General features: G+C 42.1%; 17 protein-coding genes and 1 riboswitch. All 17 genes read left to right on the plus strand.

Going from position 1 to position 18,884, the window contains the following annotated elements; all coding sequences use genetic code 11:
* The first annotated feature begins 129 nt into the window (after positions 1-129).
* A complete protein-coding gene (locus DXA18_RS11430) occupies positions 130-540 on the plus strand; it encodes an SIS domain-containing protein (protein WP_118383997.1) in 411 nt (136 codons plus the stop codon).
* Positions 541-713: 173 nt separating this feature from the next.
* Positions 714-1,865 carry a hypothetical protein gene (locus DXA18_RS11435; protein ID WP_118383998.1) on the plus strand — a complete coding sequence of 384 codons (1,152 nt, stop codon included), beginning with the start codon at positions 714-716 and terminating at the stop codon, positions 1,863-1,865.
* Between the two features lie 18 nt (positions 1,866-1,883).
* Positions 1,884-2,675, plus strand: coding sequence for a Uma2 family endonuclease (locus DXA18_RS11440; RefSeq protein WP_118383999.1), 792 nt, complete (start codon positions 1,884-1,886; stop codon positions 2,673-2,675).
* A 95-nt stretch (positions 2,676-2,770) separates the two neighbouring features.
* Positions 2,771-3,475: a PrsW family intramembrane metalloprotease gene (locus DXA18_RS11445; protein WP_199665573.1), complete on the plus strand. Its 705-nt coding sequence runs from the start codon at positions 2,771-2,773 to the stop codon at positions 3,473-3,475.
* A 325-nt stretch (positions 3,476-3,800) separates the two neighbouring features.
* The gene (locus DXA18_RS11450; protein ID WP_118384001.1) at positions 3,801-4,817 is read left to right on the plus strand and encodes a glycosyltransferase family 2 protein; all 1,017 of its coding nucleotides are present in this window, start codon (positions 3,801-3,803) and stop codon (positions 4,815-4,817) included.
* Between the two features lie 89 nt (positions 4,818-4,906).
* A complete protein-coding gene (locus DXA18_RS11455) occupies positions 4,907-6,574 on the plus strand; it encodes a diphosphate--fructose-6-phosphate 1-phosphotransferase (RefSeq protein WP_118384002.1) in 1,668 nt (555 codons plus the stop codon).
* Positions 6,575-6,709: 135 nt separating this feature from the next.
* Positions 6,710-8,392, plus strand: a complete 1,683-nt coding sequence (locus DXA18_RS11460) for a S8 family peptidase (protein WP_118384003.1) — start codon at positions 6,710-6,712, stop codon at positions 8,390-8,392.
* A gap of 78 nt (positions 8,393-8,470) precedes the next feature.
* A complete protein-coding gene (locus DXA18_RS11465; protein WP_117448078.1) occupies positions 8,471-8,665 on the plus strand; it encodes a helix-turn-helix domain-containing protein in 195 nt (64 codons plus the stop codon).
* Positions 8,655-9,512, plus strand: coding sequence for a KilA-N domain-containing protein (locus tag DXA18_RS11470; RefSeq protein ID WP_118384004.1), 858 nt, complete (start codon positions 8,655-8,657; stop codon positions 9,510-9,512). The genes DXA18_RS11465 and DXA18_RS11470 overlap by 11 nt, the downstream gene beginning before the upstream one ends.
* An 81-nt stretch (positions 9,513-9,593) precedes the next feature.
* A complete protein-coding gene (locus tag DXA18_RS11475) occupies positions 9,594-9,935 on the plus strand; it encodes a hypothetical protein (protein WP_118384005.1) in 342 nt (113 codons plus the stop codon).
* Between the two features lie 704 nt (positions 9,936-10,639).
* Complete coding sequence (locus tag DXA18_RS11480; protein ID WP_243007114.1) at positions 10,640-13,780, plus strand: response regulator; 3,141 nt, start codon at positions 10,640-10,642, stop codon at positions 13,778-13,780.
* 92 nt (positions 13,781-13,872) lie between these two features.
* Complete coding sequence (locus DXA18_RS11485) at positions 13,873-15,594, plus strand: Na/Pi cotransporter family protein (RefSeq protein WP_118384006.1); 1,722 nt, start codon at positions 13,873-13,875, stop codon at positions 15,592-15,594.
* A gap of 55 nt (positions 15,595-15,649) precedes the next feature.
* Positions 15,650-15,755, plus strand: a riboswitch (TPP riboswitch).
* A gap of 103 nt (positions 15,756-15,858) precedes the next feature.
* Positions 15,859-16,680 (plus strand): hydroxyethylthiazole kinase, encoded by an 822-nt coding sequence (gene thiM, locus DXA18_RS11490; RefSeq protein ID WP_118384007.1) that lies wholly within the window; start codon positions 15,859-15,861, stop codon positions 16,678-16,680.
* Positions 16,667-17,308 (plus strand): thiamine phosphate synthase, encoded by a 642-nt coding sequence (gene thiE / locus DXA18_RS11495; protein WP_118384008.1) that lies wholly within the window; start codon positions 16,667-16,669, stop codon positions 17,306-17,308. The genes thiM and thiE overlap by 14 nt, the downstream gene beginning before the upstream one ends.
* Positions 17,305-17,787: an HAD family hydrolase gene (locus tag DXA18_RS11500; RefSeq protein ID WP_118384009.1), complete on the plus strand. Its 483-nt coding sequence runs from the start codon at positions 17,305-17,307 to the stop codon at positions 17,785-17,787. Before thiE ends, DXA18_RS11500 begins: the two co-directional genes overlap by 4 nt.
* Positions 17,787-17,951 (plus strand): hypothetical protein, encoded by a 165-nt coding sequence (locus DXA18_RS15670; RefSeq protein WP_158567126.1) that lies wholly within the window; start codon positions 17,787-17,789, stop codon positions 17,949-17,951. Before DXA18_RS11500 ends, DXA18_RS15670 begins: the two co-directional genes overlap by 1 nt.
* A gap of 116 nt (positions 17,952-18,067) precedes the next feature.
* Entirely contained in the window at positions 18,068-18,883 is an 816-nt protein-coding gene (gene thiD / locus DXA18_RS11505) for a bifunctional hydroxymethylpyrimidine kinase/phosphomethylpyrimidine kinase (RefSeq protein ID WP_118384010.1), read from the plus strand.
* The last annotated feature ends 1 nt before the right edge of the window (position 18,884 follow it).

Below are 18,884 nucleotides of genomic sequence, written 5' to 3' on the forward strand. Positions count from 1 at the left end.
AATGAGGTGCGGTTGGGGACCTTATTTTCGTAGGACCTTTGAGGTCCAAGCCGGTAATAGTCCCTTACAGGGACAGAGCAAACCACCAGCTAAGCTGGTGGTGCTGATTCAGAGCATTTTGCACATTTAATGTGTTGTGCAGAAAAGCCGGCGAGGTTCCTTTCTCCGGCAGAAGCAGTTCACGGAGCGGGCGGATTTATGCAGTCTGGTGATGTATTAGTATGGGCATCCAGAGGCGGTAAGACTGATGAATTATTTCCGATATTAGACATTTGCCATAAGAAATCTGTGACCGTAATTGGTATTACGGAGAGGCCGGAATCAGAACTTGCCAAAGAGTCAGATATTATACTTCCGATTCGTGTAACGGAAGAGACGGATAAATATAATTGTCAGGGGACATCAAGCTTTGTGGCTGTAACAGCAGTGTTTGACGCGCTTCAGGCAGCGGTGATTGAAGAGACGGGATATCAGAATGAACAGTTTGCTTTGATTCATCCAGGCGGAGCTGTAGGAAAAAGATTAGCGGAAAAACGGTAAATTCGGGAATAAAAATAAGGTAAAAAAATAGAAACAGCACTATATACATAATAATGTTTATAGTGCTGTTATTTTTTCTCAAAATAAAATAAATGAAAATAGATATTGACATAACAAATAAAACGAGTTAGCATAATAATAAACTTATGTAAAATTAAAAAGGAGATGGGGAATTGGAAGAAAAAAGGAACTATGAGATTCTGAAATTTGTAATGCATGGTGACAAGTGTTATATGAGTACGGATATTGTGAAGGGAAAACCGTTGATCGTATGGCTGAAATATCATGCGCACATTACAAAAGAACAGTTTTATGAATGGGCTCGGCAGATTATTGCTGATCTGGATCACTTTCACAGATGTCGTGGTAATCCTTGCTATCAGTATGTGAATCCATATAGCGTAATCGTTGGGGAGGATAGGAAGGTATATTTGTTGGATCTTGCAAGCAAAGAGCAGGAAGACATGATGCATCTTATGCAGCGGCGCTATGTGAGGGAAAATTTTCTGTCGCCAGAGAACCAGTATTATCAGAAGTCAGAAGAGAAGGAAGATATCTACGGTTTTGGCAAGATGATACAGTATGTTTTATCGTCAGTTGAGCTGGAACCTGAACTCAAATTTCTGGAAAGCGTACGTATTCAGAAGATTATAACCAGATGTCTGGATAAGCAGGGTAAGAAGAGGTATCAGAAATTATCAGATCTTTCAGGACAGTTTTCTTTGTCAGAAAAAAGAAATGGAAGTAAAAAGATAATGTATGTGATGATTGCGTTGGCAGTAATAGGACTGCTGGTCTTGTCAGGAAACAGGATTGTTTCATGCATATCCGGACAGAGCCGCCGACAGGGCGGACAGGATACGAAACTTGCTGATACAGAACGGAAAGAGGACATGAAGGCGCAGGCGTATCAGGAACAGTTTCAGGAGTTAAAGGAACAGTGGGAGACGGAAAGAAAAGAATTGCAGGATGAAAGTAGCAAGCGGGAGCAGGAATTGCTGTATGATCTGGCATTTGTGTATTTCAGTCAGATGAAAGATTATGAAGTGTGCAGCAGATATCTGGAAGAGATGAAAGAGCCGGATGCATTTGCAAAGGATATGGTCAGATTATGCGGGATGATGAGCAGGGCAGACGGAGAAGACGATAATACAGAGAAGCGGACTGAGGATGAAGAAGAGTCGGTGGAAATGTTATTGGAGCGTATGCGTCAGGAAATTCCGGATGAAGAGGATGAAAGGTATGCGGAGTGTATTGAATTCGCAAAAGAGCAGCTGCAGAAGGAGGATGTTGTGGAAGAACAGACATCCGGGGAAGAAAGTTAAGTACGAGGAGGCAGGAGTATGTATATAAAATCTAGCATCGAAGAAATGAAGAACCGAAAGAGAGAACTAGGATGGACGAACCAGAAGCTTGCAGATCAGGCCGGGATACCGGTGGGGACACTGAATAAGATTTTCAGCGGTATGACAAGATATCCAAGAGACAAGACGATGAATGCGCTGATTCAGGCACTGGGTATGGACTATTACACCATGGGAGGTAGTATAGAATTGTCCGTGGCAAGAGAACAAGGCGTCTATCAGTCTGGAAAGCCGGAACGAAGAATTCCGAGAAGTGCTTATGACGCACTTCCGGATGAATTGAAGGCAGAATTGATTGATGGGAAACTTTATTACCGCAGGTCTCCGTCTGTGAGACATCAGGAACTTCTGGTAATGCTTGCATCAGAGCTTATGTATTATATGCATAGCCATGGCGGGGGCAGAAAAGTACTGGCAGCTCCGTGTAATGTATGCCTGGAAGGAGATGATTATACGGTTCTGCAGCCAGACATTTTTGTGGTACAGCGTAAGGAAATGCTTCGGGATGGCAAGAACTGTATGGGGGCGCCGGAACTGATCATGGAGATTGTATCGGCAGAAGATTCCAACCATGATTATGAACTGAAGCGCCACAAGTATCAGAGTGCAGGAGTGAACGAATACTGGATCATTGATCCGGCGAAAATGAGGATTGTAGTGTATGCAGAGGAACGGGACGCTCTGCCGGCAATTTATACGTTTGATGAATGTGTAGAATCTGTGTTGTATGAAGGATTTCAGGTGGATTTTTCAAAAATGAAATACTGCTAGAAAATTTGTGATATAGGATTGACATTAACAGGTTGACTTGCGTGTTATTAGTTTATTATACTCAAAGTAAGATTATGAGAGAAGAGGGCATGTTTATGTTTGGAATCTACTATTATTATCGCAATTTAATTCTTCTTGCAGTTGTACCGGCAATCATTCTTTTGGTAAAAGTATATCAAAAGGACAAAGTTGAAAAAGAGTCTCCCAAGATGTTAGTGACACTGATTATGTGTGGAATATTCTCTGCGTTTCCGGCATTGCTGGTGGAGATGGCAGGGGATTGGGTGTTACAGAGCTTTCTGTCTGAAAACAGTCTGGTCTATCATCTGATTACCTGTATGATAATTGTGGCATATGCAGAAGAGGGTTCCAAATACATAATGTTAAAATTAAGAACCTGGAAATCAATAGAGTTTAACTGCCTGTATGATGGAATGTTGTATGCTGTGTACATTTCTCTTGGCTTTGCAGTGTTGGAGAATATTAGTTATTCTATCGGTTATGGATGGGGGACAGCGTTAATCCGTGCTGTGACAGCTGTTCCGGGACATGCATGCTTTGGCGTGTTTATGGGTGCGTTTTATGGATTTGCAAAGCAATATGAACGCATAGGACGAATAGATCTTTCCAGACGGTATCGAAAGTTTGCTGTTGTAGTGTCGGCATTTATCCATGGCTGCTATGATCTGATTCTTTCGGTGGAACTTCCGACGATTGCATTCTATACATATACAATCGCAATGTTTGTGTTGGCATTTCGGTTACTTCGAAAGATGTCAGATATGGATCGGTACATATAGAATGAAAAAGAGTCCTAAAAGGGAGGATGCCGGGTCACCGCTTTCGCGGGCCCGGCACGTATTATGAAAAAGTTTTATCTATGTTAATTTACTTATCGTCTATCTCCTGTTGATGATTATAGTATAGCCGGTATCTGTGAAAAAATAAGGTTTAATAAGTGAAGTATTTTTGAAAGAAAAATGAACAAACTGTGAACAACTGGAGTTATGACGGCATATTTACGACCTTTTCGGACATTTTTTGGTAAAAAAGGCGAATTGGAAAAAGTGATAAAATGGGATATACTATTATGGTATCTATTGAATGAAGTGAAAGGATAGATTTATGAAGTATATTTCATTTGCAATTCCCTGTTATAATTCGCAGGAATACATGTCGCATGCGATTGAGACCATTCTTACCGGCGGGGAAGACGTAGAGATTATTATTGTGAATGATGGATCAAAAGATAATACATCTAAGATTGGACATGAGTATGCAGAAAAGTATCCGGATATTATCCGCGTGATTGACAAAGAGAATGGTGGACATGGTGACGCAGTTAATTATGGACTTGCCAATGCCGAGGGAAAATATTTTAAAGTTGTAGACAGTGATGACTGGGTTAATACAGAATCATTACAGAATATTTTGAATGTACTGAAGAAGATGGAAGAACATGGCGAAGAAGTAGATATGCTTATAGCCAATTATGTATATGAAAAAGAGGGAGTATCGCATAAGAAGGTGATTCATTACCGTAATGTACTGCCTCAGAACCAGATTTTTAAATGGTCAGATGTGGGCAGATTCCATATTGATCAGTATATTTTGATGCATTCAGTTATTTATCGTACTGATATGCTGAAACTGTGTCAGCTTACATTACCGAAGCATACGTTCTATGTAGATAATATCTATGTATATTATCCGCTTCCACATGTACGTAAGATGTATTATATGGATGAGGATTTCTACAGATATTATATTGGACGAGAAGATCAGTCGGTCAATGAAAAGGTTATGATCAAGCGTGTTGACCAGCAGATATTTGTAACCAGAACGATGATAGATATGTACCAGATGCGTCAGATTTCTAATAAAAAACTGCGCGCATATATGGAAAAATATCTGGCAATCATGATGACCGTTTCTTCTATTTTATGCATTCGCTCCAAAGATCCGGAGAATATGGAGAAGAAGAAGGAACTCTGGAAATATCTGAGACAGAAGGATAAGAAGACATTTGTACGTATTCGATATGGTATTCTTGGTCAGAGTATGAATCTTCCGGGCAAGTCCGGACGTAAGATTTCTTCACTGGCATATCTGCTTGCAAGAAAGATTATCGGATTTAATTAAAATATTTGAAGAGTGCGTGTGTTTATGGTAAAATACGTGAGGAACCGAATGGGTTAATTAATAAACATTATAATAAAGGAGAAATGATTATGAGAATTTCACCACTTCAGAAGGCAAGATATGAGTATACTCCAAAACTTCCAGGAATGCTCAGAAATGGTATCGCAGAAATCAGCGTAAAAGAAGGAGAAGCAACTCAGAGTGTTGCTGATCAGGAGAAGATTGCAGAGCTTTTCCCTAACACATATGGAAAGCCGGAGATCACATTTATAAAAGGACAGAACACAGCTGCAGATAAGAAGCAGGTTGTAGGTGTTATCCTGTCAGGTGGACAGGCTCCTGGTGGACACAACGTAGTAAGTGGTCTGTATGATGCACTGAAGGCTACTAACAAGGACAATGTCCTCCTTGGATTCAAGGGTGGTCCGAGCGGACTTTTGGAAGATAAATACATCGAGATGACAGATGAGTACATTGATCAGTATAGAAATACTGGTGGATTTGATATCATCGGTTCCGGAAGAACGAAGCTTGAGACTCCGGAGCAGTTTGCAGTAGCAGCAGAAGTATGCAAGAAGCACGGAATCACAGCGATCGTTATCATCGGTGGAGACGATTCTAATACAAATGCATGTACACTTGCTGAGTATATGGCAGCTAATAACACAGGCGTTCAGGTAATCGGATGCCCTAAGACAATCGACGGAGACCTTAAGAATGAAGATATCGAGTGTTCATTTGGTTTCGATACAGCAACTAAGACATACAGCGAGCTGATCGGTAACATCGAGAGAGATGCTAACTCAGCTAAAAAGTACTGGCACTTCATCAAGGTTATGGGACGTTCAGCTTCTCACGTAGCACTGGAGTGTGCACTTGAGACTCAGCCGAACATCTGCCTGATCGGTGAGGAAGTAGCAGCTAAGAAGATGTCACTGTCTGAGATCGCTGATTACATTGCTGATTCTGTAGAGAAGAGAGCAGCTAACGGAGATAACTTCGGTGTAGCTATTATCCCAGAGGGTATCGTAGAGTTCGTTCCTGAATTCTCTGTACTGATCGCTGAGATCAATGAGCTTCTTGCGGGTGAGAAGACAGAAGAGTTCAATGCACTTCCATCATGGGATGCTAAATATGAATTCATCAAGGCTGGACTTACAAAAGAGTCTATGTCTGTATTTGAGATTCTGCCGCAGGGAATTCAGCAGCAGCTGTTCCTTGAGAGAGATCCGCACGGTAACGTACAGGTATCTCTGATCGAGTCTGAGAAGTTGTTTGCAGCACTGGTAGCTGACAAGCTTGCTGAGAGAAAAGCAGCAGGAACATACACAGGTAAATTCGCTACACAGCATCACTTCTTCGGATACGAAGGAAGATGTGCATTCCCATCTAACTTCGATGCTGACTACTGCTATTCACTTGGATACAATGCATTCATGCTGATCCAGTATGGCTTCAATGGATATCTTTCTAAGGTATCTAACCTGTCTAAGCCGGCTGAAGAGTGGGTTGCAGGCGGTATGCCGATCACTAAGATGATGAACATGGAAAGAAGAAATGGTAAAGATAAGCCGGTTATCAGAAAAGCACTTACAGAGCTTGATGGAGCTCCATTCAAGTACTTTGAGGCACACAGAGATCAGTGGGCTGTTGAGACTGCATTCTTATTCCCAGGTGCTATCCAGTACTATGGACCAGCTTCTGTATGTGATATCACAACAAGAACACTTGCACTTGAAAAAGGCGAAGAGATCTAATTAGATTTGAATAATGATATATTATTGTAAGGCGCACGGATTGACCGTGCGCCTTATTTTATGCAATAAAGCATCATTAACAGGTTGTTCATTTCATAAATATGAGAATAAAAGCGTGAACGTGTGGAGTGAAGTGTGAATAATCAGAAGCTGGAGAATTTACTAAACTTATCATTAGATGCGGATGAGAATGAAAGAGAACGGTCTGAGATCCTGGATGTGGGATATGATCCCATTGAAAAAGAGTGGGAGCTGATCGTAAAATATTCCGGAGATATAGATGTAATTCGACCACTTGTTATGGATATGACTGTGCTTTTGAATGAATATATGATTGTGACAGTGCGAGAATCTGTGATTGATCAGTTGTCTGCGCTTCCACAGGTGGAATATATAGAAAAGCCGAAACGATTATATTTTCAGATTGCAAACGGAAAGAGGGTGTCTTGTATTGATACAGTAGTACAAGGATCCCGATTGGGGTTATCCGGAAAGGGAGTGCTGATCGGTATGATAGATTCCGGGATTGATTATAGTTTGGATGCATTTCTCAAAGCGGATGGAAGCACAAGAATCCGTTACCTTTGGGATCAGACAAATGGAAAAGAATATATCTCGGAAGAAATTAATCAAGCACTAAGCGCAGGAAATTTAGCAGAACGATATCGTATAGTACCAAGCGTTGACAGTTCCGGACACGGAACAGCAGTTGCTGGAATTGCAGCAGAGGTAGCATCGGAGAGTGAACTAATTGTGGTGAAAATGGGACTGCCAAGGCAAGAAGGATTCCCAAGGACAACGGAACTGATGCGAGGTGTAGACTATGTGATTCGGAAAAGTATAGAACTTGACATGCCTGTGGCAGTGAATATCAGTTTCGGCAATTCATACGGCGCGCACAACGGACAGTCGTTGGTTGAGCGTTATCTGGACAGCGTGGCGGGACTGGGACGATGCTGCATCTGTGTGGGAGCAGGAAATGAAGGCGTAGGAGCAGGGCATGCTTCCGGCATAGTAAGAACCGGTGAGGAACAAAGGACAGAACTGGCGGTACAGGAAAAAGAAGCGGGATTAAATGTACAGATCTGGAAGAATTATACGGATGAGATGAGCATTACGCTTGTGAATCCGTCAGGTGTGCAGATCGGACCATTGCAGGAAGTGCTTGGACCACAGCGATTTCGTGTAGGACAGACGGAATTGCTTTTATACTATGGCATGCCAGCCCCTTATAGTACAAGACAGGAAATCTTTATTGATTTCCTGCCAGTAAACGATTATATTGCTTCTGGGGCGTGGCAGATTATTTTGGCTGGCAATCGAGTGGTAGATGGAAGATATGACCTTTGGCTTCCGGGAGGTGGTGTGCTAAATAGCGGGACCGGATTTACCAGGCCAAGTGCACAGGCAACCATGACTATACCGGCAACGGCAAGTCGGGTGATCACCATCGGTGCATATGATGCAAGAACATTTACCTATGCGGCTTTCTCCGGACGTGGTCCGGCGGACGAAAACACTTTCTGGGAAACTGCGAAGCCGGATCTTGTAGCACCGGGAGTAGCAGTGAGAAGTATGGCAGCAGGCGGAGGATATGGAGAGTATACGGGTACGTCATTTGCAGTGCCTTTCGCAACGGGAAGTGCAGCACTACTGATGGAATGGGGAATCATAAAAGAAAATGATCCCTATCTGTATGGGGAGAAAGTAAAGGCATATCTTAGAAGAGGGGCGAGAGAGCTGCCGGGATTTGCGGAATATCCCAATAATCAGGTAGGGTATGGGCGATTATGCCTTTCAGAGAGCATACCGAAATGAAGATGATAGATGTTGTAATAAATGAAAAAATATGCTACGATACATACACAATGTGTAAATGAAAAGGGGGGGGAGAAAATGGAAATAAAAGAATTACGAGAAAGTACCGGAATGAACAGAAAGGAATTTTGTGAATATTTTGAAATCCCATACAGAACAGTAACAGAGTGGGAACGAGGAACCAGAAAGATGCCAGATTATGTGTTACGCTTATTAGCATATAAAGCAAAGATGGAAAAACTCATCATAAAGGAAGATGTGAATGAAGAATAAAATAATTGAGGTGCAAAATGTGCAGATTTCTATTTCGAAACAGGAGTTAGATGATTATATTTGTATTACAGATATTGCTAAGGCTAAATCAGATTCTGTCAGGGCAGCAGATGTGGTAAGAAATTGGTTAAGAAATCGTGGTACTTTGGAATATTTGTCTGTATGGGAACAGATATATAATCCCAATTTTAAAGTGTTCGAATCCGAACACTTTAAAAAGCAAGTAGGGTTATTGACTTTTACACCTAGTGTTTCGGAATGGGCAAATGAAACAAATGCCATTGGATTATATGTAAAACGTGGAAAATATGGTGGCACATATGCACACAAAGATATTGCATTTGAATTTGCATCTGCAATCAGTCCGGTATTTAAACTATATCTGATAAAAGAATTTCAACGGTTAAAGGAAGAAGAAAACAATTCTGGACAAAAGGAATGGGATGCAAAACGTTTTTTAAGTAAAAATAATTATCTGATCCAGACGGATGCTGTAAAAAGATACTTGCTTCCTCAAATGAATTACAGAGAAAACCTTCAATGGCTGGCATATGCGGAAGAAGCAGACATATTAAATGTAGCATTATTTGGATTTACGGCGAAAGCATGGAGAGAGGCAAATCCTGAACTTGCGAAGAAAAACAATGTCAGAGATTTTGCAACTATCAATGAATTAACAGTGCTTTCCAATCTAGAATCTCATAATGCGCAGATGCTTAAAGAAGGAAAGAAAAAAGAAGAAAGGTTTGAAATCCTACGCGAAATTGCTGAATATCAGCTGAATGTCTTGAATGTAGCTGAAGAGATTAAAATGATAGAGAGTGATGGAGGAATGCTAGAGGTATGAATTTGAGGAGAATTTTGTAAAGTATTTTTCCTATATCATAATATTTGATGTAGGATATAACAGCCAAGGAAGAGGAAAAATATGGATTACGTTTATAACTATAATGATATGCAATTTTTTGCCGAAACAAAAAATGATATAGAAGAAAGAATGCAGAGAAGGCTTACTTATTACAGAATGTACTTATATGCGTATATGGTTGGGAAAATCAGCAAAGAAAAGACGGAAGGCTGTGTAAAGAAAAGCAAGATGTCTTCGTTCTGGGACAAAGAAAGTTGTTTAGAGCAGAAAATATATGGGATGATGACAAAATGGAAGGTAAGACATCCTATAATTGGGATTGTTCTTTGCACGATATTAGGAAGTGTGCTTCTTAGTTTGGTGACGGAAATTATTATAGATGCAATTATTATGATGCTATAAAAAGCCGCATATTTTTGCGGCGATTTGATCTTATTTTATGTATCGATATTACACAGGAAAAGGGGCGGCAGCATGGATATAATTAAGTTAAAAGAAACGATACTCCAGGATAAGGTATTTCTAATTCAGATATTCAAAAAATATTCGGTTTGGGAGAAAAAGAGAAGGCCAAGGCATCGAGACTTCTTACCAGTGCCGTTGAAGGTGGATATATTAAAGTAATGGACCTGGATACAACACCCAGATATATTAAAGTAATGGACCTGGATACAACACCCAGATATAAAAAGTATATTCCATATTGGGCATAATTTAAGTTTCGCTAAGCTTGATTTGATAGGCTGGCTATAGTGGTAATAATATGACATTTGTTGATGGATAAATGTGACAATGACGTTACATCCTCCCCACTGATTTTGTGACAACAATATAACGTCCTCCGTTCCAAAACAACGGTTTTATAGGAAAAATCGAAGGGAAAAAGGTTAAAAAGTTTGTAGCGATGACTTGACATCCTCGGGGGAGGTTGTGTTTGGAGAGAAGTTTACCAAATCAAAAATCAGATATAAAGATATTGTAAACATAAGGCAAGTTTGTTACGATATATAAGTCGAGGTCTTGGATTTGCGGTACTTGTGAAAAATGATTCCGTTATGATGGAAGACTGTGTGGGAAAAGAATCGGAGTGATACGGAGCAGTAGAAATGATGAAAAAGACACAACATAAATTAACATATATTACGCGTACATTGATGATGGTGATGACGAGTATTTTGATCATATTATTTTTTGTCATCATATCGCTTGTTGGACAGATACAGGGAACTGCACGAGTGGTGAATTATGCCGGACTGGTGCGTGGCGAAACCCAGCGTATGATCAAGCTGGAAGATGCGGAAGAACCACAGGATAAGATGATGAATACCATCAGTTCCTATATTCAGGGACTCCGAGAGGGAAGCAATGATCTGAACCTGGTGTGTCTGGATGATAAGGATTTTCAGAACAAGATGGAAGAACTGGACTCTTATTTTGAAGAACTTAAAAAAGAGATTCTGTCGGTCCGTGAGAATGGGTATGAGAATACGGATATTATCGAGAAGAGTGAGACTTTTTTCGGCATCTGTGATGAGGCGGTTGGTTATGCAGAAGCATATTCTCAGCGAAAAGCTTCTGCATTGAATGCGTTGGAGCAGATTGTATTTGCGGATATTGCAGGTCTTATTATCCTGATTGCATTTGAACTGATCAAAGCATTGAGATTCGCAGCGCAGAATCGTATGCTCCAGAAGAAGGTGTATCTGGATGAGGCGACAGGACTTCCAAATAAGAATAAATGTGAAGAAATCCTGGGGAATCCGGAACCGTTGGATGGACTGACAGCAGTCTGTGTATTTGACCTGAACAATCTGCGTACGATCAATAATAATCTGGGTCACGAAAAGGGGGATGAGTATATCAGATCCTTTGCAGTGGAATTGCGAAAAGCTGTACCAGTTGAATATTTTACAGGAAGAGATGGCGGCGATGAATTTATTGCAGTATTTCATGGACTGGATCATTCGGAGATGAGGAGAATGCTTCGGATGATTCGGGAGCATATGGCTGCGTATTCTGCAGAACACCCGGAGATGCCGCTAAGCTATGCAGTAGGATATGCATTGTCCTGTGATTTTGAACAGTGTACCATGCGGGAATTATTCCGATTGGCGGATAAGAATATGTATGTAGATAAGAATCATGCCAAGATGGAAGAGGCAGCGGAAAGACAGAGAAAAAACCGGAGCCTGCTGGCCTGGGTGAGGGAACAGGAATACTATTTTACAGATTGTATTTACTGTGATGCTATGTTGGATCAGTACCGGATACTGCGTGCAGGTTCCGAGTTCTTCCTGGCGGAAGAAGGAAGTTATTCCGGAGCAGTCGAACAGATTGTGCAGATATTAGCTACAGATGATACTCGTAGAGATATGTGGAGGAAGCTGCAGATTGATTATATACAGATACATTTGAGTAAGGAAAAGGAGATTATACAGTCATATCTGAGCGGAAATGTACCACCTGTGAAGAGAGGACGTATGACAATCCTGGATGTGGACCATGCGCCAGATGGACGTCTGCATCATTTTATCCTTGGCTTCGAACCGTTCCGTGACCGGAAGGAAGTTGCACAGAATGAAAAGCTGCAGCTGACCAGATATTATGATCAGGTGAAACATTCTCTGATGGAAAACGGTGATTATGTAGATGCGCTGATGGAGACGGCACAGGCGATATATTCAGTGGAATTGACACATGACTGTCTGGAAAAAGTGTATTATCCGGAGGGTGACCCTGACTCTGATTCTCATATAGAACCACCGTATTCTTATAATGCATATTGTGCAGAACGCAGAAAATATGTGACGGAAGACACACTGGAAAATTACCGGATCATGGATTCTTCTGAAAAGCTTCTGGAGCGTTTTGAGAATGGTGAGAAGCAGATTACGGTGGAATACTGTGAGCGCGGTGTAGAAAGAAGATTATACTGGCTTCAGAAGACGGTGCTCATGTCCAGAGATATGGTGTATGACAGCAGAACGCAGCAGGAAAGCAGAGTGGTTCATGGTATTATTCTGTTTAAGGATACATCAGAGTTCCATGAGAAGGAGCATCAGGAAAAGGAACGCCTGGAATCAGCATTTCATAAAGCGGATCTGGCAAGTAAGGCGAAGACAGAATTCCTGAACCGTATGAGTCATGATATCCGTACGCCGATCAATGGTATCATGGGTATGTTGGAGATTATGCGTCGGGTAGAAGAAGATCCGGAGAAGAGCAGAGAATGTATGGAAAAAATACAGATTTCAGCAGGCCATCTTCTGGAATTGGTAAATGATGTGCTGGATATGAGTAAGATTGAAGCAGATCAGATTGAACTTCCAAGAGAACCGTTTAATTTGGTGGAACTGATGCAGGAAGTTAGAGCGTTAGTAGATGCACAGCTTACAGAGACAGGAATTGAACATCGAGTTTCCAGAGGACATATGGTACATACATCGCTGATTGGAAGTCCGCTGCAGCTTCGTCAGATTATGGTGAACCTGTTTAGTAATGCAATTAAATATAATAAAGAAGGCGGTTCTATCGAGACCTATGCCGGAGAATTATCCTGTGACGGAAAGTTAGTATACTATGAATTTATCATTACAGATACCGGCGTTGGCATGAGTCGGGAATTTGTAGAAGAACATTTATTTAAGCCATTTACGCAGGAACAGTCAGATGCAAGAACACAGTATAAAGGAACCGGTCTGGGTATGTCAATCGTGCAGGGGCTGATTCAGAAAATGCATGGTTCCGTTCAGGTAGAGAGTGAGCTTGGAAAAGGGACAAAAATTACCTGTCAGATACCATTTGAGCTGGATACAGAAAGCGAAATGATAAAAGAGACAGGGGAAATATCAGATGTCACTGCAATAGAAAATCTTCATATACTTCTGGCGGAGGATAACGAGATTAATATGGAGATTGCGGAATTTTACCTGGAGGATATGAAGATTAAGGTAGATAAAGCGTGGAACGGTAAAGAAGCTGTGGAGATGTTTGCTGCTTCTGAACCTGGAACATATGATATGATCCTGATGGATATCATGATGCCGGTCATGGATGGACTGGAGGCGGCCAGATACATCCGTCAAATGGAACGGAGCGATGCGAAGAAGATTCCGATTCTGGCACTGACAGCGCAGGTGACATCAGAAAGTATCGTAGAATGCGGCAAGGCCGGAATGGACGGACATCTTACCAAACCGATCGAGGCACAGAAGCTGAAAGAGAAGATTTTTACATATTTTACATAGATTTAACCTAAATCTGCAAAGATGATCATATTTCTCTGATAATGTTTACTTGATAAAGAAAGAGGAAACACATAGGAAATGAGGAGAATGTGATGAATGAAGTATGTAAGGTAGTATTTGGACTGGCTGGCGGTCTGGCACTGTTTTTGTATGGGATGAACAGTATGAGTGATGCGCTGCAGAAGGCTGCTGGAGAGAAAATGAAGAAGATTTTGGAGTTCCTGACTAAGAATCCGATTATGGGAGTGCTGGCAGGAGCACTGGTTACAGCAGTGCTGCAGAGCAGTTCTGCAACTACAGTTATGGTGATTGGTTTTGTCAGCGCCGGACTGATGAGTCTGCCACAGGCAATTTCTGTTATTTTTGGTGCCAATATTGGTACAACAATGACTGCACAGCTTATGGCATTTAAGATTACAGACTATATATATCCGATTATTTTTGTTGGCTTTATGCTTTACTTTGCTTCTAAGAAAGAAAAGGTAAAGAATGTTGGTCTGGTTATTTTTTCTTTTGGTCTGTTGTTTGAAGGCATTGAGATCATGGGAAGTGTTATGAAGCCACTTGCAAACAGCCCGATTTTTGTAGAACTTATGGCGAAAGTATCAGATATTCCGGTGCTTGGTGTTCTGCTTGGTGCCGTGATGACGCTGGTTGTACAGAGCAGTTCAGCTACGATTGCGGTGCTGCAGAATTTTGCGTCACAGCCTGGACCGGATGGAGTGACCAGTGTGATCGGTCTGGCAGGAGCAATTCCGATTTTGTTTGGTGATAACATTGGTACAACGATCACAGCATTGTTAGCATCCATCGGACAGTCTAAGAATGCCAAGAGAACTGCGCTTGCACACAGTATTTTTAATATTACAGGAAGCATAGTATTTCTGTTCCTGATTCCGGTGCTGGCGAAGTTTGTACAGTTCATTTCGCCAAAAGGACCGGAAGTGGAGGTGATTTCCAGACAGATTGCCAATGCGCATACCACGTTTAATGTAGTCTGTACATTAGTATGGTTGCCATTGATTCCATTGATGGTGAAGATCGTGACAACGATCGTACGCGGAGATGATACGAAGAAAGTACATTCTTATGAACCACAGTATCTGGATGATAAGATGATAGGTCAGCCGATTCCGGCAATGTACATGGTTTCTAACGAGATTAACCGTATTGCAACATCTACAGAAAAGATGTTGAAGATTTTGAAAGAAATCGTATCAGGAGATAACAAGGAAGAAACAAAATCGTTGTTTAAGAAATATCACGATGCGATCAAGACGCTGCAGGATGCAATTGTGACGTACATCTCAAAGTTGTTTACCGGTGGTGCACTGACGGAAGTGCAGGCAGAGCGGGTTGCAGGATATCTTGCGATTGCCAATAACATTGATCGTATTGCAGACCGATGTGGAGATGTGGTAAATATTTATGAGCGTATCGGTACATCAGAGAAGATTTTGTCAGAACAGGCAAAAGAAGAACTGGCACAGTGTGTGACTATTGCAGAAGAATTGTTTGAACAGGCAATTACAGCGGTGGCAACAGACAATGTGGATCAGGCGGAACAGGTGATTAAGGATAAGAAGCGCATGCGCAAGGCACAGAAGAAAAGCACCAAGAAGCATCTGGAACGTTTGCAGGAGAATTTGTGTGATCCGGAGCTTACCAGAGCATATTCAGGTATCCTGCTGAATCTTGACCGTGTGGCAGATAACTGTACCGGTATTGCAGAAGAAGCATTGGACCGTGTGACTTATGTGAGATTTGATACAGAAGAAAATGCACAGCAGAATGTAATAGCAGCAAATGCATAAACAATTGACATTTAGAATAAGACTTCATATAATGATACTGGAGTTCATAAGTAATGAATGAAGATAGGGGAGCTTGTGAGACAGGCTGAGAGGAAACAGGAGTTTCGACCCTTTGACCTGATGCGGATAATGCCGCCGTAGGAATCAATATATGATTTTTTTCGGAGACACCTGCATGGGTGTCTCTTTTTGTGCGGTAAACTGTTGTGCCAAAATCGTGCTTGCACAAATTTCTATAATCATTTAATGAAAGAAGGAAACTGTATGTTAGGAAAATACCTGAAACAAGTCAGAACGAAAGCACCTCTGATCCATAATATTACCAATTACGTTACGGTTAATGATGTGGCGAATGTGCTTCTGGCATGTGGCGGAAGCCCGATTATGTCTGACGAACCGGCAGATATTATTGATATTACTTCTATATGTAATGGGTTGAATATTAATATCGGTACGTTGAATGTGAGAACGATTGAGGCAATGTATGCTGCCGGTGAGAAATCGAATGAATTGAACCATGCAGTGCTGCTTGACCCAGTGGGTGCCGGAGCGAGTAAACTGCGGACCGATACTGCGCTTGGCTTGATTGAAAAGATCCATTTTGATGTGATCCGTGGAAATATTTCAGAGATTAAGACACTGGCACTCGGCAATGGAACAACGAAAGGCGTAGATGCTGATGTGGCAGATGCAGTTACAGATGAGAATCTGGATCAGGCAGTGGTATTTGTGAAAGACTACGCGGCTCAGAGTGGCAGTGTGATTGCAATCACCGGAGCAATCGATCTGATCAGTGACGGCAAGATCTGCTATGTAGTACACAATGGACGTCCGGAAATGGGACGGATCACAGGTACGGGATGCCAGTTGTCTGGCATGATGACGGCATTTCTGGCAGCCAATCCGGATGATATATGTGGTGCGGCGGCAGCAGCAGTGTGTACGATGGGTCTTGCAGGTGAGATTGCATATGATTATATGCAGCCGGGAGACGGAAATGCGACATATCGCAACCGGATCATTGATGCTATTTATAATATGACTCCGGAGATGCTGGAGAAAGGAGCAAAATATGAAGTTCGATAGAGAAGATCTGTTACTATATGCTGTGACAGACAGCAGATGGCTGAATGGGGAACGCCTGTATGATCAGGTGGAGAAAGCACTGAAAGGCGGTGCGACTTTTATCCAGCTTCGTGAAAAAGAACTGGATCAGGAACATTTTTTTGAAGAAGCAGTAGAAATCAAAGAACTGTGTGCCAGATATCACGTCCCGTTTGTAATCAATGATAATGTAGAGATCGCACTGAAAATGGATGCAGATGGTGTGCATGTGGGACAGGATGACATGGAAGCCGGAGATGTAAGAGCGAAACTTGGCTCAGATAAGATTATCGGGGTGTCTGCGCATACCGTAGAGGAGGCACTTCTTGCTGAGGAACGTGGAGCTGATTATCTGGGAGTAGGGGCTGTATTTCCGACCGGGTCGAAGACGGATGTAGATGTATTGGACGGAGGGATGATCCGCGAGATCACAGAGGCAGTACATATTCCGGTCATTGCTATTGGTGGGATTGGTAAAGACAATGTAGAAAAACTTGCCGGAAACGGGCTGGACGGTGTGGCTGTGATCAGTGCCATTTTTGCGCAGAAAGATATTACTGAGGCTACGAGGGAATTGAAGGAAGCGGTATTCAGGATGGTGAATGCATGATCCGCGGGGTAATCTTTGACGTAGATGGAACGCTTTTGGATTCTATGGGAATCTGGGAAGTGGCAGGTGTCCGGTATCTGGAGAACATTCAGGTAGAACCGGAACCGGGACTGAGCAAGATTCTGTATCCGATGACGATAGAAGAGGGCGTGGCATATACGAAAGAGCATTATAATTTACCGCAGTCGGCAGAAGAGATCACACAGGGGCTTCTGATGGTAGTCAGAGACTTCTATTACAAAGAGGTACAGGCAAAAAAAGATGTGATAGAGTTTCTTGAGAAACTATATACGAATAAAATTCCTATGATAATTGCTACGGCAGGTCATAAGGAATATGCAGAGGCAGCGTTGAAGCGACTTGGCATGGACCATTATTTTCAGGAAATCCGGACCTGTTCTGAACTTGTCAGGGGTAAGCATGAGCCGGAGATTTATCTGCAGTGTGCATCGATAGTGGCAGAAAGCCGGAAGAAATAATGGTATTTGAGGATGCCGGATATGCGATTGAGACTGCAAAGAATGCAGGTTTTATTACGGTTGGTATCCGGGATATGAGCAATGGAGATGACTGGCAGCAGATTCGGGAAACGGCAGATTATGTGTTGGAAGACTGGTCTGAGGCAGGAAAACTGCCGCTATAAGACGATATAGTTACGGGAGTAATCCGACGGCTGATTGGGGGCACCACCTTCAGTCGTCCCGCAGTAAGCGGAAAAATTAATGCATAGATAGATACAGAAGAAAGGAAGAATGAGGTATGAGAACAGCATTAACAATCGCTGGAAGTGATTCCAGTGGAGGCGCCGGAATTCAGGCAGATATTAAGACAATGATCAGCAATGGCGTATACGCTATGAGTGCGATCACAGCTCTGACTGCACAGAATACAACCGGAGTCACAGGTATTATGGAAGTAACGCCAGAATTTCTGGAAGATCAGATGGATAATATATTTACCGATATTTATCCGAATGCAGTGAAGATTGGTATGGTATCTTCGGATGCATTGATCAATAAGATTGCAGATAAGCTGGAAGAATATAAAGCAAAGAACATCGTAGTAGATCCGGTTATGGTAGCTACCAGTGGAGCAAAACTGATCTGTGATGAAGCAGTTGATGCATTGAAAAAGCGCTTGCTTCCGATTGCAACCGTGTTGACTCCGAATATTCCGGAGGCAGAAGTGTTGTCTGGTATGGAGATCCATACAGAAGAAGATATGATCAAGGCAGCAGAGAAGATTGGAACAGAATATCACTGTGCAGTACTCTGCAAAGGAGGACATCAGTTAAACGATGCCAATGACCTGCTGTGGAGAGATGGCGAATATAAATGGTTCTACGGAGAGCGTATTGATAATCCGAATACGCATGGAACCGGCTGTACACTGTCCAGCGCGATTGCATCGAATCTGGCAAAAGGATATGATCTGGATACTTCAGTAGAGCGTGCAAAGAAATACATTTCCGGTGCGCTGGCAGCAATGCTTGATCTGGGTAAAGGCAGTGGTCCGATGAATCACGGATTTGCAATTAAAAATGAATATACGGAATGCGCAAAGGAGGAAGTCTAAG

Source organism: Dorea sp. AM58-8, from assembly GCF_003464045.1.
In the GTDB taxonomy this organism is placed as follows: Bacteria; Bacillota; Clostridia; order Lachnospirales; family Lachnospiraceae; genus Claveliimonas; species Claveliimonas ammoniilytica.

Bases quoted from the DNA above. Each gene is read 5' to 3' on its own strand.
- DXA18_RS11430 (WP_118383997.1), top strand. From the start codon at position 130: ATGTGTTGTGCAGAAAAGCCGGCGAGGTTCCTTTCTCCGGCAGAAGCA.
- DXA18_RS11440 (WP_118383999.1), top strand. From the start codon at position 1,884: ATGTATATAAAATCTAGCATCGAAGAAATGAAGAACCGAAAGAGAGAA.
- DXA18_RS11445 (WP_199665573.1), top strand. From the start codon at position 2,771: ATGTTTGGAATCTACTATTATTATCGCAATTTAATTCTTCTTGCAGTT.
- DXA18_RS11450 (WP_118384001.1), top strand. From the start codon at position 3,801: ATGAAGTATATTTCATTTGCAATTCCCTGTTATAATTCGCAGGAATAC.
- DXA18_RS11455 (WP_118384002.1), top strand. From the start codon at position 4,907: ATGAGAATTTCACCACTTCAGAAGGCAAGATATGAGTATACTCCAAAA.
- DXA18_RS11465 (WP_117448078.1), top strand. From the start codon at position 8,471: ATGGAAATAAAAGAATTACGAGAAAGTACCGGAATGAACAGAAAGGAA.
- DXA18_RS11470 (WP_118384004.1), top strand. From the start codon at position 8,655: ATGAAGAATAAAATAATTGAGGTGCAAAATGTGCAGATTTCTATTTCG.
- DXA18_RS11475 (WP_118384005.1), top strand. From the start codon at position 9,594: ATGGATTACGTTTATAACTATAATGATATGCAATTTTTTGCCGAAACA.
- DXA18_RS11480 (WP_243007114.1), top strand. From the start codon at position 10,640: ATGATGAAAAAGACACAACATAAATTAACATATATTACGCGTACATTG.
- DXA18_RS11485 (WP_118384006.1), top strand. From the start codon at position 13,873: ATGAATGAAGTATGTAAGGTAGTATTTGGACTGGCTGGCGGTCTGGCA.
- thiM (WP_118384007.1), top strand. From the start codon at position 15,859: ATGTTAGGAAAATACCTGAAACAAGTCAGAACGAAAGCACCTCTGATC.
- thiE (WP_118384008.1), top strand. From the start codon at position 16,667: ATGAAGTTCGATAGAGAAGATCTGTTACTATATGCTGTGACAGACAGC.
- DXA18_RS11500 (WP_118384009.1), top strand. From the start codon at position 17,305: ATGATCCGCGGGGTAATCTTTGACGTAGATGGAACGCTTTTGGATTCT.
- DXA18_RS15670 (WP_158567126.1), top strand. From the start codon at position 17,787: ATGGTATTTGAGGATGCCGGATATGCGATTGAGACTGCAAAGAATGCA.
- thiD (WP_118384010.1), top strand. From the start codon at position 18,068: ATGAGAACAGCATTAACAATCGCTGGAAGTGATTCCAGTGGAGGCGCC.